Source organism: Leptolyngbya iicbica LK (assembly GCF_004212215.1).
Classification (GTDB): domain Bacteria; phylum Cyanobacteriota; class Cyanobacteriia; order Phormidesmidales; family Phormidesmidaceae; genus Halomicronema; species Halomicronema iicbica.
In genome coordinates this window covers 113055-125881 of record NZ_QVFV01000003.1, presented here as the reverse complement: position 1 = coordinate 125881, position 12827 = coordinate 113055, and the positions used below count along the sequence as shown (strand labels likewise).

13 protein-coding genes and 1 tRNA gene are annotated in these 12827 nt (G+C 52.2%); 9 read left to right on the top strand and 5 right to left on the bottom strand.

From position 1 onward, the window contains the following. Nucleotides 1–225: 225 nt before the first annotated feature. The 3 genes from DYY88_RS14475 to DYY88_RS14465 are packed head-to-tail and all read left to right on the top strand — an operon-like array spanning nucleotide 226 to nucleotide 1006. Nucleotides 226–453, top strand: a complete 228-nt coding sequence (locus DYY88_RS14475; protein WP_039726856.1) for an addiction module protein — start codon at nucleotides 226–228, stop codon at nucleotides 451–453. Next, the gene (locus DYY88_RS14470; protein WP_039726855.1) at nucleotides 450–755 is read left to right on the top strand and encodes a type II toxin-antitoxin system RelE/ParE family toxin; all 306 of its coding nucleotides are present in this window, start codon (nucleotides 450–452) and stop codon (nucleotides 753–755) included. The genes DYY88_RS14475 and DYY88_RS14470 overlap by 4 nt, the downstream gene beginning before the upstream one ends. A 14-nt stretch (nucleotides 756–769) precedes the next feature. Then, nucleotides 770–1006, top strand: coding sequence for a hypothetical protein (locus DYY88_RS14465; RefSeq protein ID WP_039726854.1), 237 nt, complete (start codon nucleotides 770–772; stop codon nucleotides 1004–1006). A gap of 692 nt (nucleotides 1007–1698) precedes the next feature. Here the strand turns inward: DYY88_RS14465 and DYY88_RS14460 are convergent. Next, on the bottom strand, nucleotides 1699–2742 hold the full coding sequence (locus DYY88_RS14460) for a replication initiator protein A (RefSeq protein WP_052288410.1): 1044 nt from the start codon (nucleotides 2740–2742) through the stop codon (nucleotides 1699–1701). A gap of 1198 nt (nucleotides 2743–3940) precedes the next feature. Between DYY88_RS14460 and DYY88_RS14455 the strand changes: the two genes are divergently transcribed. The 3 genes from DYY88_RS14455 (at nucleotide 3941) to DYY88_RS14445 (ending at nucleotide 6816) form a co-directional block, all read left to right on the top strand. Further along, nucleotides 3941–4690, top strand: a complete 750-nt coding sequence (locus DYY88_RS14455) for a ParA family protein (protein ID WP_039729867.1) — start codon at nucleotides 3941–3943, stop codon at nucleotides 4688–4690. Continuing rightward, entirely contained in the window at nucleotides 4690–5658 is a 969-nt protein-coding gene (locus DYY88_RS14450) for a ParB/RepB/Spo0J family partition protein (RefSeq protein ID WP_052288408.1), read from the top strand. The genes DYY88_RS14455 and DYY88_RS14450 overlap by 1 nt, the downstream gene beginning before the upstream one ends. 102 nt (nucleotides 5659–5760) lie before the next feature. Continuing rightward, nucleotides 5761–6816 (top strand): PDDEXK nuclease domain-containing protein, encoded by a 1056-nt coding sequence (locus DYY88_RS14445; RefSeq protein ID WP_039726852.1) that lies wholly within the window; start codon nucleotides 5761–5763, stop codon nucleotides 6814–6816. Between the two features lie 21 nt (nucleotides 6817–6837). Here DYY88_RS14445 and radC read toward each other — a convergent pair whose 3' ends face one another. After that, nucleotides 6838–7734 carry a RadC family protein gene (gene radC, locus DYY88_RS14440; RefSeq protein ID WP_084607058.1) on the bottom strand — a complete coding sequence of 299 codons (897 nt, stop codon included), beginning with the start codon at nucleotides 7732–7734 and terminating at the stop codon, nucleotides 6838–6840. A 463-nt stretch (nucleotides 7735–8197) separates the two neighbouring features. On the opposite strand from radC, the gene DYY88_RS14435 reads away from it, so the two are divergent. The 3 genes from DYY88_RS14435 (at nucleotide 8198) to DYY88_RS24210 (ending at nucleotide 10055) form a co-directional block, all read left to right on the top strand. Beyond that, nucleotides 8198–8572, top strand: a complete 375-nt coding sequence (locus tag DYY88_RS14435) for a LexA family protein (protein ID WP_201278996.1) — start codon at nucleotides 8198–8200, stop codon at nucleotides 8570–8572. After that, nucleotides 8572–9816: a Y-family DNA polymerase gene (locus tag DYY88_RS14430; protein ID WP_039726849.1), complete on the top strand. Its 1245-nt coding sequence runs from the start codon at nucleotides 8572–8574 to the stop codon at nucleotides 9814–9816. The genes DYY88_RS14435 and DYY88_RS14430 overlap by 1 nt, the downstream gene beginning before the upstream one ends. Nucleotides 9817–9938: 122 nt before the next feature. After that, nucleotides 9939–10055 (top strand) — tRNA-Thr (locus DYY88_RS24210). 174 nt (nucleotides 10056–10229) lie between these two features. Here the strand turns inward: DYY88_RS24210 and DYY88_RS14425 are convergent. From DYY88_RS14425 to DYY88_RS24205, 3 genes are read right to left on the bottom strand one after another with little or no spacing between them, the layout of a single operon-like run. After that, a complete protein-coding gene (locus tag DYY88_RS14425; RefSeq protein WP_039726847.1) occupies nucleotides 10230–10850 on the bottom strand; it encodes an exopolysaccharide biosynthesis protein in 621 nt (206 codons plus the stop codon). Then, the gene (locus tag DYY88_RS14420; protein ID WP_039726845.1) at nucleotides 10840–12630 is read right to left on the bottom strand and encodes an SLC13 family permease; all 1791 of its coding nucleotides are present in this window, start codon (nucleotides 12628–12630) and stop codon (nucleotides 10840–10842) included. The genes DYY88_RS14425 and DYY88_RS14420 overlap by 11 nt, the downstream gene beginning before the upstream one ends. Continuing rightward, nucleotides 12627–12797, bottom strand: coding sequence for a hypothetical protein (locus DYY88_RS24205; protein WP_160299547.1), 171 nt, complete (start codon nucleotides 12795–12797; stop codon nucleotides 12627–12629). The genes DYY88_RS14420 and DYY88_RS24205 overlap by 4 nt, the downstream gene beginning before the upstream one ends. Nucleotides 12798–12827 lie beyond the last annotated feature (30 nt).

The following is a 12827-nucleotide window of genomic DNA, read 5'->3' as shown; positions in this document are numbered from 1 at the left end:
GGGGTGGTGGCGCAAAAACGAAAGCTTCTGTGCCAGGTAAATAGACGTAGAAAACGGGCAGGACTTCCTCGCGTCACACTCCTTACCCCATCCAAGGAACAGTACGTAACTGCCAGGAATCAATGCTCATCTCCGCAGATAAGACTTCCAGCCTCTGAGAGACCAAGCATTCTGAGAAGGTCAAAAGAGTAGCTTCACTATCAAGGTACGGAGTACCATAGCGGTATGGATAGCATTCTCCTCAAAGAAGAAGCCCTAAAGCTCTCACCGTTTGAGAGAGCCCAGCTCATTGATGCCCTTCTTGAAAGCCTTGACCCGGCGGCACAGGAGGAAATTGATCGCGCCTGGCTGGAAGAATCAAAAGACCGATTAAAAGCCTTCCACGCTGGAGACATCGACGCGGTTGACGGCGAAATCGCACTGACTGAGCTTAGGGAAAAGCTCTCTCAGTGAAGAAATACCGCTTTCTTACCCCCGCGCTCCTTGAGGTTGAGGAGGCATCGCAGTTCTACGAGTCAAACCGACCTGAACTTGGTGTTGAATTTCTTGATGAAGTAGATGAAACCGTTCAGCGGATCCTCGCTAATCCAAGAGCGTGGAAAGTACTAGAAGATGAGATTCGCCGCTGCCGACTAAGGAGGTTTCCCTACGGCATCATCTACACCATCCTCGAAGATGAAACGATTCTCGTTGTTTCAGTCATGCACCTTCATCGACACCCTTCATCATGGCGAAAGAACCTCAAAAGCGACTGAAGAGTCTTAGAGCGATGTCTGATGAAGACATTCAGTACGACGACGATGCGCCGCGTACAGATCGAGCCTTCTGGGCAGATGCTGATGTCATCACCCCGAAGCGAAGAGCGAAAGAACTTAAATCGATGACGTTTGATCCTGACCTCTACCAGTGGTTTGAGCAGCGTGCGCAAAAGCTAAAGGTCCCCACGCAGACGCTTATGCACGAAGTCTTAGAGTCCTACAAAAAGCACCACCTAAAAGACTCATAGCGCTGCCTGTCTTGCGAGGATGCCTCCCCACCAATTGCGGGTAATAGACCAAATGAGAGCATAGAAAACCGTGGCCTGAGTGATTCCAGAGTTACTCTCTCCAAAGTCAATAGCTAAACATAAGAATTTTTGAGGGTTTAGGCCCTTTCCGCCTGCGGGTAATAGACCAAATCGCGTGCGGGTAATAGTACAAATATTGCGAACCAATACCGAGCAATTCCAGCCACTCCCCTTGAGACACGCTCCCCCCACAACTGCTAAGAATCGCATCAGAAGCCCCAGAATGGCCGCTATGGCAAAAAAGTGGCTTCCCCTACCCCTCTGTGCTAACCGCCAAAGAACATTCAATCTAAGGCGAAATGAGCCCTTCCGCCCTCTTCCCACGCAATCACCTCCTCCATCGGTAATCTAAATCTCCCTCTTACTTCTCAAAAACTCAAAAAAGATCCGTTGATTCATAGGGCCACTTCCCTCCGGAGTTATCCACAAGGGCCGCCCCGTTAAGAAGATCGTTTAATAAGGTTTAAGAGAGAGTTTAGGACCGCTAACCCCCTAAAACTGCTACCGAATAAGACCCTCTCTGCGGGTGATAGACCAAACCACCTGCGGGTAATAGTACAAACTGCTGCGGGTAATAGACCGAAGAAGATGCGGGTAATAGTACGTGCGTGATTTCGAGTTATCCACAGGCCCTAGGCCACCTGCCGCTGCTTGACCTTCCGGCACCACGCAAGAAAGGCACTATCGGGATCTTTAAGCGTCACCCCATTCTTTCTTGTGGCCTCCCGCCAATCAGCCTCAAGGGCATAGATGTCAAAACCAGAAGCAACCTGCTTTGCTTTTTCGTAGGTCGTAGTGCGTAGATGGAGAAACTGCGATCGCGTCTCCTCTGGCATCACTTCAACGTTCGGTTTCCCCTGCCCCATCATCCGCTTGGCATGGAGAAACTCTTTCCCTGACTTCTGCTGAATAGTCAGTTCGTACTCTAAAAGCCGTTTTTTCTCAGCAATACCTCGAAGCGCGATCGCAAAATCAGAAAATCGTTGGGTGCTCCCCGATCGCTCATAGAGCGTCCGAAAATACCACCCCCACCCGCTTCGATTACTCCCTGCTTGCTTTCGCACAAACCGGTAGAGCCACCGCTCAATGCCACCAGTAAGCAGGAAATAATCTCGGTGCATCGACAATACAAACCGATTGTCACTGACCGCATCAAAGAGCCACTCTGGTATCACCACGGTGGCGTACTGAATCCTCCCCTTCTCATCCCGCTCAAGCTCACCGTACTCAAGCCAGCTAAACATGACCGTCTTCCCCTTCTTCGCCCGAATCGAGGTCACCACTGTCGTGTTCTTTAGCCGTTTAATCGCCTCATCAAGGCGCTTATACTGAACCCCTCCGAGCCCCCGACGGGCCGCCTTAAGGAACGCATGAGGGTGAAAACGAATCTTGCGTGAGGCATCATCCCCCCGGTCTAAGGCTTCTCTGACTTGGGATAAAAGCCACATCATCAGATCCCAATCCCAGATAGTGGCTATTCCATACGGCGCTCCACCAGTGACGGTAATCTCTGCTGCCTCTGACTTATAGAGTATTGGGGTAAGGCGTGGCTTCTTTGAGAGACTAAGAAAAGGCACCTCCATAGTGTCTTGCGCATCACGGGTAGAGATGTCAGTGAAGACCGCTGAGAAGAGGTCAAGCTGCGCGTCATTAGGAGGCGGGGTTCGTATGCTCATAGGCCAATCAAATAGCCTACCTCAACGCTTTCCTCAAGAATTAGTTCTCCGGGTAGACAACTCTTGATTGAAGTGGTGTCAGCGCTGACACCACTTAATTTTTCGCTACAGAATCCTCGGCCCAGGCATTACAGAAAACACTCTCCATCTCAGGAAATAGTGCCGCGCTGCGGGTGATAGTACAAAGAATGAATGGCGCAATCGAGTAAACGTTTTGTCCTGGTGTCAGCGCTGACACCAACCAACTAGGGACTACATAAGTCACTCGATGAATCCTTCATTTAACTTCCTTTTCCCCTCCCCCTCGATTATTTCCGCAAGCTCACAACACACCCGAGGAAAAGACAAAATAGATCGCAATACGTGAAGAAGTGGTGTTTGCCGTTTAGTGGTGTCAGCGCTGACACCACTATTGATTTAGAGTGGCTCCTGCCCAAAAAATCACCCATCAAGTCTCCTTATTCTCAAAGGGAATCCCGCCGCTCTGCGGGTGATAGTACGAAGTGAAAAGAAGAGCTTGCTGTCACACAGAAGTCGTTAGTGAGAGTCTTTTCTATTCGCAAAAGGGCACTTCGTAGCAGGGAGTCAGTAATGTTTTTTACGTGGTGTCAGCGCTTACACCAAGAGCTGTAAAACCAGGTCACCTTCTAACCACAACTTGTCGAGTTTCAACCTAAATCAGACTTCAGAATGCGGGTAATAGTACGAAGATATTCACTCATCTTAAAGCAAATGAAAGCGTGTCATTTCATGTGGTGTCAGCGCTTACACCACACTCTTTTTGGCAGTGTGACTCATCATCAATCCCTCAATAAGAGGCTCACTTAGTAGACACAAGAGAAGGTGATTTGCGGGTAATAGTACGAACTCCCCAAAGCCCCTCTTATCAACGGATGAATTCCTCAGCAAAAATTCAATCGAGAAACTTTACGCGCCTCTAGTCAGAAAGAATGAGCCAAATAAAAGTGGTGTCAGCGCTGACACCACGCACCAGTTTCTTCGTTGATTACAAAGAAAAGAAGTGCGAAAGAAATTAACCGTTGATTCCAGTGGCAGAAAAGAAAAACACAGGGTACTCTCGACCCAAAGGGAGCAAAGTTATTGATGAAACTTCTTCCTTTTCGACTAAAAGAGTAGTCTCGAAAAAGCTGGTGTCAGCGCTGACACCAGCAACAAAGTGCCTAAATATCTAATGCCCATGTCACGCATCATTGCCTTTGTGAATCAGTCAGGCGGTGTTGGCAAAACGACTCTTGTCGTCAATACGGGCTATCACCTCGCTGAAAAAGGGCACCGTGTGCTCCTAGTCGATATGGATTCGCAGGCCTCGCTTACAAAGTACTTCGACATAGATCCAAAACAGCTTGATAAAACTACTTTTGATGCGATCGCCTTCGGTGATGACCTCCCAATTCATACCGATATCCACAAACTGGCGCTGGCTCCTGCAAACCGAAACTTAGTCACCATTGACGGCAAACTTGCTGCGGTTGAAGGACGTGAATACCGCCTCCGCGATGCGCTCACGACGCTGCGAAACTCGTATGACTTTATCTTGATCGACTGCCCACCAAATCTAGGGCTCCTAAGTCTCATGAGCCTCATCGCTGCAAACCACGTGCTTATTCCGATTAAGACCAATGAGAAAGGATTAGAGGGGGCTGACGACTTACGAGAAACCATCAGCGTAGTGCTCCAACGGGCAAACCCCAGACTCCGGATCGCAGGTGCGGTGCCAATGATGTATGACGCACGGCGTGTCCACGATCGCCTCACGCTAGACGAAATCAAAAAGCTCTTTGGAAGCTACACCGTTCACCCCGCAATCCCCAATGCCACTGACTTCGATAATGCCTGGCGTGCACGGCAACCACTTGGCATCTTCTATCAGAAGCACCCTGCAGTGGAGAACCTACGGCAGCTTGCGACTAATCTGGAGCGAATGTAATGGGAGCACGAAACGCAAAACCTCAGCCTAAAGATAGAGGTGCCTTTGATCTCCTGCTTAGTGCGCCTGCGATCGACGCAGAAAACGAGCCACAAGAAGGGCAGGGCAGTGGTGACGCCAAATGGATACCGCTGCAGCACATTAAGACACGCCACCAACCGCGCCGCTTCTTTGACCAAGGAAAGTTACAAGAATTGGCCGACTCCTTTAAGGTGCAAGGCTTTAAGGGCGCTATTAATGTCCGGCCTTTAGGAGAAGACACGTATGAGCTTATCGCTGGTGAGCGCCGCTACCGCGCCGCCTCCATAGCAGGACTCACTGAAGTACGCTGCTTAATCGATGACTACACCGATGAAGAAGCGCTCCGCTTTGCCCTGGCAGAAAATCTCCTCCGCGAAGACCTAAGTAAGTTAGAAGAAATTGAAGGCATCCTTGAACTCATTGAACTAGAGCACCACATTCCCCAGGAGAAGGCGATCTGGCTCATTCAATCTGAAGGGCACCACCGAAAACGAAGCGGGGGAAGCGCTTCCCCCAGTGACGAATTCCATAAAATCGAAGCGATTCTCGACCACTTCGGCATCGCCGTAGAAACCTTTCGCGCGAAATACTTAAAAGCCCTAAAGCTCCCTCAGGAGTTAAAGACTGCCCACATGGAAGGAAAGCTCTCGTTTCATGCAGCGTTAGCGCTTGGGAAAATAAAAGATGAGGTCACCAGAAAGAGACTCCTCAAAGAGACATTGACCGATAAGCTCTCGCTGCGGCTTGTGCAAGAACGGGTACAAGAAAGCACCGCGCGTAAAACACCTCAACACACCTCAGAGACTTCACCCATTCACGGGGTAGGGGAGGCGTTCAAACGCTTAAAGAAAGCCCAGAAAAAAACCGAGCTAAACGCCCAGCAGACAAAGAAACTTTCAAAAATTCAATCACTTATGGAGTCATTACTCGAAGAAATCGGGGCGTAGGGAAGTTGAGAGCCGCCCGGTGCCGCGCAACCTGTTGAATTTCAGCCCCTTAGCTGCTACCGCTCTTTCTTACCTAAGACTTTTTTTCTCTAAGGACCGCCCTTGGCCGAGCAGCTGCAACCAGCCAATTACGCTCAGTTTTTGACTGATCTCAAATCCCGGATCCGCGAATCTCAACTCAAAGCGGCGCTCTCGGTTAACCGTGAGCTTATCCTGCTCTACTGGCAGATAGGTAATGACATCCTCAAGCGGCAGCATGAGGAGGGATGGGGCACAAAAGTCATTGATCGTTTAGCCCGTGATCTCAAACTCGAATTTCCAGAGATAAGAGGCTTCTCAGCGAGAAATCTTAAGTATATGCAAGCATTTGCGCGAGAATTTCCGGAAACTGCAATTGTGCACCAGCTTAATGCACAAATCCCCTGGAAACACACCTGCACCATCATCGATAAGGTCAAGTCACCAGAGCAGCGCCAATGGTACATGCAAAAGACTATCGAGCATGGCTGGAGCAGAAACGTGCTAGCCTTTCAGATCGAAAGTAACCTCTATGAGCGCCAGGGTGGCGCAATCACCAACTTCAAAGAAACGCTTCCCCCCGCCCAATCTGACCTTGCGCAGGGGCTCCTAAAATCCGAGTACAACCTCGAATTTCTCGAACTCAAAGAGAAAGCGCATGAACGAGAACTAGAAGATGCCCTGGTCACCCACATCCAAAAATTCCTCCTTGAACTTGGTGTTGGCTTCTCCTTTATGGGGCGTCAATACCGACTTGAGGTAGGTGATAGTGAGTTCTTTATCGATCTGCTCTTCTATCATGTGCGCCTGCGATGCTACGTGGTGATTGAGCTTAAAACCACTGAGTTTCGCCCTGAGTACACAGGCCAATTAAACTTCTACATCAATGTGATTAACGACAGGTGCCGCCACCCCGATGACCAACCCACAATAGGCATCGTCCTTTGCCGCTCTCATAATGAAGCAGTCGTCCAGTATGCCCTCCAAGGATTCTCCCAACCAATTGGTGTCTCCACCTATCAGCTCACCGACTCTCTTCCTGAAGCGGTGGCGGCAAAAGGTCTTCCTTCGCCAAAGGAACTGCAGCGGGAGTTAGAGTCAGTGGCAGCCGCATTCGAGAAAGACAACACGCGTAAGTAACGAGCAGGGTAGGGGACTACGCTACTCGTCACGATTAACTGTAGGGCTTTTTTGCATCGCCTCATCCTGAGGCTCCTCCTGCCAAAGCATGGTGGTCTGCCTTAGGCTTCGAAAATCGCCCCCACCAAGAATGAGGTGATCAAGAAGTGGAATGCCCATAATGTTTGCGGCCTGAAGAAGCTGCCGCGTCAGCGTGATGTCATCTCTGCTTGGCGAAAGAGATCCCGAAGGATGGTTGTGGGCCACGATAATACGCGCTGCGTTCCCGCGAAGTGCAGCAACAAACACATCCTTTGGATGAGCAAGTGTCTCGCTCGACGTGCCCTTGGTGAGCACCTTCGTAGACAGTAGCTGATGCTTAATGTTGAGACACACCACGGCAAAATGCTCTTGCGTCTCCCACATAAGTTGCGGTGCCAGGGCGTCTGCCGCCACCCGAGGATCATCAAGTACCGTTCCCGGTAAAGGCCGCCGTTGAAAAACACGCTTTCCAAGCTCAAGCGCAGCAATGAGCGTTGCTGCCTTTGCTGGCCCAATCCCCTGGATATCGAGGAGTTCTCCAGACTCAATATGTTGCAGCTTCACCAATGCGTCGGCATTACTGTCCCGTAATACTGAAAGAACATGCTGGGCAAGGCCAACTGAGGAAAGTCCTGGAGAGCCTTGTCCGGGGCCAAGGACGACAGCAAGAAGTTCAGCAGTAGAGAGTGACTTGGGACCAAGCGCAAAGAGTCTCTCCCGAGGACGTTCCCCGTCTGGAAGATCTTTGAGACGAATTGAATACCCAGCTTGCGAAAGGTCCGCCGCCGCGTACTCAATAAGCACTTCACCCGAGGGAGAAGCCTCAAAGGCAACTGTATCCAATGAGGGGAGGGTGCCAGGCGAGTGAAAAGGAGTAACGTTGTGCCGTTCGGCCATACCTCAACAAGTCTGCTTGTAGAGAAGTGGGTACCGCACAAACAGCTTTACAACAAAAACGTGTTCCCTAGGGAATTTGGGTGCCAAATTGCTGAAATTAAAGCAGTGGGAGAAATAGAAGAGAGCTGTAAAAGGCCCCCTTCTTTGCATCCTGCCCATCACTTCGCGAAAGGAAGCTCGTTAAACGGCACAATCTTTGAAACCCCGTAATAGTCGATCCGTGGAGGCTCCTCATTGACTGGCCTCACCGTGACTTTTTCAAAGATGAAGTCGACCTCAGTCACCATCCACTCTTGACCATCAAATTCAATCTTCATCCCGACGTAAAGGTTTGCCCACATCTAAATTAAAGCGATGAATCAAGTAAGAACGCTTGTACTATATGGAATGTCCACTAGGTGCACAGGCGAGTTCTACGGATAACAGGCTGCAACTACCACTGCCCTGTTTGGACGCACCTTTCTTGTTCATTATCACTGTTCCTGCTGGTTTCCCGTCTCCGGGTGAGGATTATGTCGAAGGCCCTCTCGACCTCAATCGCTATCTTGTTCATCACCCCGCCGCAACCTTCTTCGTTCGCGTCAGTGGCGACTCTATGGTCGGTGCGGGGATCTACCCCAATGACCTCCTAATCGTCGATCGTGCGATTACCCCAACCACTGGCCATATCGTCATCGCAGTGGTCAACGGTGACCTCACTATAAAGCGCCTCGACATAAGTCATGGAAAGGTGTCGCTCCTTCCAGAAAACCCAGCATATCTACCCATTCACATAGATCCCGCCATGTCCTTTGACGTCTGGGGTGTGGTCACAAAAGCCATTCATTTCCTGACGTGATGAGCCGCTTAATAGCCTTAGTCGATAGCAACAATTTTTACGTCTCTTGTGAACGGGTATTTAACCCAAAGCTTGAAGGTCGCCCGGTGATCGTGCTTAGTAGCAACGACGGGTGCGCAGTCGCCCGGTCCAATGAGGCAAAGGCTTTGGGCATCAAAATGGGCACCCCTGCTTTTCAGATGAGAGACCTCATAGAGAAGCATCAGATCCAGATCTTCTCATCGAACTACGCCCTCTACGGTGACCTCTCAAACCGTGTCATGCAGACACTCCAAAACTTTACCCCTGAGGTTGAGGTGTACTCAATCGACGAGGCGTTTGTCGGGCTCACAGGGGAGGTGTCCGACCATGCTCTCTCGATAATGCGAACGACGGTGAAGCGCTGGACTGGAATACCTGTCTCAATCGGGCTTGCACCGACAAAAACCTTAGCCAAAATTGCAAACCGAATCGCTAAGAGAGGGGAGGGGACTTATATCCTGCGCGACCCCGACCAAGTCTTAGAAAACCTCCCGGTGGGAGAGGTCTGGGGCATCGGCAGGCAGTCAACCAAAAAGCTTACAGCCTATGGCATTACTACTGCGCTAAAGCTTAAGCAGGCTGACCTTGCCTGGATCAAAAGACAGATGGGCATCGTTGGTGTCCGCATTGTAAAAGAGCTTCGTGGTACCAGCTGCCTCCCGCTAGAGCTTATCCCCCAACCACGAAAATCATGCTGCGTCTCTCGCTCCTTTGGGCATCCAGTCACTGACCTAGAAGATCTAAGAGAAGCGATCGCAACTCATACCGCAAGAGCCGCCCATAAACTGCGCCGGGATAACCTCTCGGCCTCACTCCTCGCCGTCTTTATCGCCACCAATCGCTTTAATGCTGATCTGCCCTACTACCGAAATAGCGGAACGGTGGGCCTTTCGGCCCCAACGAACCACACCATCACCCTGACCAAAGCAGCCCTAAAGGCGCTCGGTCCCCTCTACCGAGTAGGTGATCATTACCAAAAGGCTGGGGTGTGGCTGACTGAACTTACCCCAGCCCATGAAATCCAGCAGGACTTATTCATTAATCACAAAAGCTGCGAAAAAGGCCGCAAATTAATGGAGGTAATGGACGCTCTTAACAGCCAGTTTGGGGCTGGCACGGTGCGATGTGCTGCACAAGGCTTCGAGCAATCCTGGCGGACAAAAGCAGAGATGCGGTCTCCTCGCTACACCACTCGCTGGGATGAATTGCTCATCGTGCCGTAAGAGATTTAAGCCGCGCCATAAAGGGAAGAAAAGCGCTTACCATACGAGCATGATCGACCCGCTGAGCGCTACTCATCTGCTCTCATAGCTACGCAAAAGCAGGCAAGACTAAGCGGAAAAATAGCACAGAATTTAGTACATCATTCTTTAGAGAGCCCCAATTCCTTTCAGGGAAAGGGCTTCAGAACTCGTGCAGCTGATTTGTAATCAGCCGGTCGCAGGTTCGAGTCCTGTCACCAGCTTTCAAGCAAAACGGCCAAAACCCGCGTCCTCTAGTGAGGCCTTGCCGTCTTTTGTTGATTCATTTAGAAACCTGTGGAGTACTTACAGCGTTAGTTGAGCAGCGAATGGGCCACTTAGAGCGTCCGTTCATATGGACTCCGTTGCACCGACTGGCAGAGGCTCCTGACGCATCACTGCAACCATTGCATGATCACGTCGGAAGATCGCAGCAAACCGTATCCCAAGATGCCAAACAGTCCCGTAATTAAGCCCGTCGTCACATAACCCAGGCAGAGCATCAGGCCATCGGCTTCGAGGGTGGCGATCGCGATCAGCAAAATCCCGAGGGTGGGGATAGGGTTGGTCATGGGAATCGGCAGCATCAGCAGAACGGTTAACCAGCTAATGCAAGCGCCGTTGATTTGCCAGGCGCGGGAACTAGCCGCCAGGTGAGTCAGCCGAGGCCGCACGAACCGTTCGGTGACCCGAGTGACCCGCTTTAGGTTGCTGAGCAGCTGCCGCGCCAGGGTGGCGGGAAACTGAAATTGCGCCACTCGGTGGGGTAGCCAGGGCGATCGCCTGCCCACGGTCATTTGCAGCGACAGCAGCAGACAGGCCGAGCCCAAAATCGTCGTCAACCCCGGCGGCATGGGAAACAGAAAGGGCAGCACTAACAGCCCAATCACCAGGCTAAACCCCCGTTCGGAGGTTTCATTGAGCACGTGGGCCAGAGTCAGCGGCTGGTGGGCCAACTGTTCCAACAGAGTCTTGATTTCCTGAGAAAACTTCGATTGAGCGGTGTTAGAGTCCATAAAAAGCAATAATCAGCGGCGGAGTCACCAACGCCATGAGGATATTCAAGGGAGTGCCCACGCGGAGAAAGTCCGCAAAGCGGTAGCCGCCAGGGCCGTAGACCATCGTATTCGTTTGATAGCCGATCGGGGTCATAAAGCTGTTGGAGGCCGCAAACATGACTGTAAACATAAACGCATACGGATTGAAATTTAAGGTCTCGGCCACCTGGGCAGCGATCGGCAGCAACAGCACGACACAGGCATTATTGGACAAGATTTCTGTGACGAGGGACGTGATGACGAAAAATAAGGTCAGCAACGCATAGCCCGACCACTGCCCGCCCAGGGCCACCAACTGATTCGCTAGCCACTGGGTCGCGCCAGAATTTTCCATAGCAATACCGAGGGGAATCAGCCCCGCCAGCAAAAAGATGACATCCCAGCGCACGGAGCTGTAAAGCTCCCCCGGTTTGAGGCAGCCCGTCAGCAGCATGAGGACGACGCCGATCCAGGCGCTGACCAAAATGGGCACCCATTCCACGGCGGCCAGGAGGATGACTCCCAGGAGGATGGCGATCGCTACCCCGGCTTTTTCTCGCCGAAAGGTTTCAAGATCTCGCTGCTGCGCTAACACGAAGCCCGGACGGGTTTGCAGCCCCAGCAAACTTTGTTTGGGGCCTTGCACCAGCAGCACGTCACCAAACTGGATCGGCACCCGACCCAGGCGATCGCGCACCAAGGTTTGCCCCTGTTGAATGGCGAGCACGGTGGCGTTGTAGCGCTGGCGAAACCGCGTTTCTTTGAGGGTGGAACCGACGATCTCGGCATTGGGCAAAAGCAGGACTTCCGCAATGCCTTCTTCACCCTGGGTCAGGGCGGGTTCGGCCTGCGATCGCCCAAATTGCACCTCCGGCAAAATTTCAATGCCCTGAGTTTCTTTGATTTTCAACAAACAGGCTGGCTGGCTGCGCACCAGCAAGATATCGCCCGCCTGTAGCCGTTTGTCGGCAATGGGTTGGGGAAAGTGCGCGCCCTCGCGAATCAGCTCCATCACATCCAGATCGAAGCGCCGCTGGAGCTGGCTGCCCTGCAACGACTGACCCACTAGCTTAGAACCGGGGGGAATCACGATTTCGCTGATGTAGTCGTTGAGGCCGTAGCGTTCCAGCACGGGGGACTCGGCGGGCGATCGCCGTTGGGGCAACCAGCGCGGCGCGACAAATGCCAGGTACAGCAACCCGATCGCTCCCGTGATGAGGCCAACCCCGGTGAACTGAAACAGACCGAAGGGGCTATAGCCCAAGTCCGCCGAAAGGCCACTGGCTAATACGTTCGTCGAGGTGCCGATCACCGTCAACATGCCGCCCAGCACCGTCAGGTACGACAGGGGCATCAGCAGTTTGGATGGCGAAATGCCCTGCTTGCGGCACCAGTCTTCGACGATGGGCAGAAACACCGCAACGACTGCCGTGTTGTTGATGAAGGCGGAAATTGGCCCGACGATCGCCCCCATCACCACAATTTGGCGACTGGCCCGCCGTCCGCCCCAGGTCATCAACCCGGTGCTCACCGCTTGGACGGCTCCGGTGCGGTCGATGCCCGCGCTCAGGATGAACATCGCCAGCACCGTAATCGTGGCGGAACTGCTAAAGCCGGAAATGCCCTCTTCCGGAGTGACCAGCCCCAGTGTCATCAAGAGCACCATGACCGCGATCGCGGTTACATCGGCGGGAAACCATTCTCCGACAAAGCAAATTAACGCCAGTAGAACAACCGCCAGGGTCAGTGCGATCGTCATGGTTGGGTGGCCTTGACGGGCGTTTCAGTGGCGGGGGCAGTGGTGCGGTCGGGCGCATATTCGGAATAGCTCCAGTCCAGGCTGGTGAGCACGGCCACCGCCACCGAAAGCGCCGTCAAAATCAACATCGGCCAGGGGCTTTTACCAAAATCAATCAGTTTTTTCATGCAGGTTTGGGAAAAGGTAGGTGGGAAGCA

Bases quoted from the DNA above. Each gene is read 5' to 3' on its own strand.
- DYY88_RS14475 (WP_039726856.1), top strand. From the start codon at position 226: ATGGATAGCATTCTCCTCAAAGAAGAAGCCCTAAAGCTCTCACCGTTT.
- DYY88_RS14465 (WP_039726854.1), top strand. From the start codon at position 770: ATGTCTGATGAAGACATTCAGTACGACGACGATGCGCCGCGTACAGAT.
- DYY88_RS14460 (WP_052288410.1), bottom strand. From the start codon at position 2,742: ATGAGCATACGAACCCCGCCTCCTAATGACGCGCAGCTTGACCTCTTC.
- DYY88_RS14455 (WP_039729867.1), top strand. From the start codon at position 3,941: ATGTCACGCATCATTGCCTTTGTGAATCAGTCAGGCGGTGTTGGCAAA.
- DYY88_RS14450 (WP_052288408.1), top strand. From the start codon at position 4,690: ATGGGAGCACGAAACGCAAAACCTCAGCCTAAAGATAGAGGTGCCTTT.
- radC (WP_084607058.1), bottom strand. From the start codon at position 7,734: ATGGCCGAACGGCACAACGTTACTCCTTTTCACTCGCCTGGCACCCTC.
- DYY88_RS14430 (WP_039726849.1), top strand. From the start codon at position 8,572: ATGAGCCGCTTAATAGCCTTAGTCGATAGCAACAATTTTTACGTCTCT.
- DYY88_RS14425 (WP_039726847.1), bottom strand. From the start codon at position 10,850: ATGGACTCTAACACCGCTCAATCGAAGTTTTCTCAGGAAATCAAGACT.
- DYY88_RS14420 (WP_039726845.1), bottom strand. From the start codon at position 12,630: ATGACGATCGCACTGACCCTGGCGGTTGTTCTACTGGCGTTAATTTGC.
- DYY88_RS24205 (WP_160299547.1), bottom strand. From the start codon at position 12,797: ATGAAAAAACTGATTGATTTTGGTAAAAGCCCCTGGCCGATGTTGATT.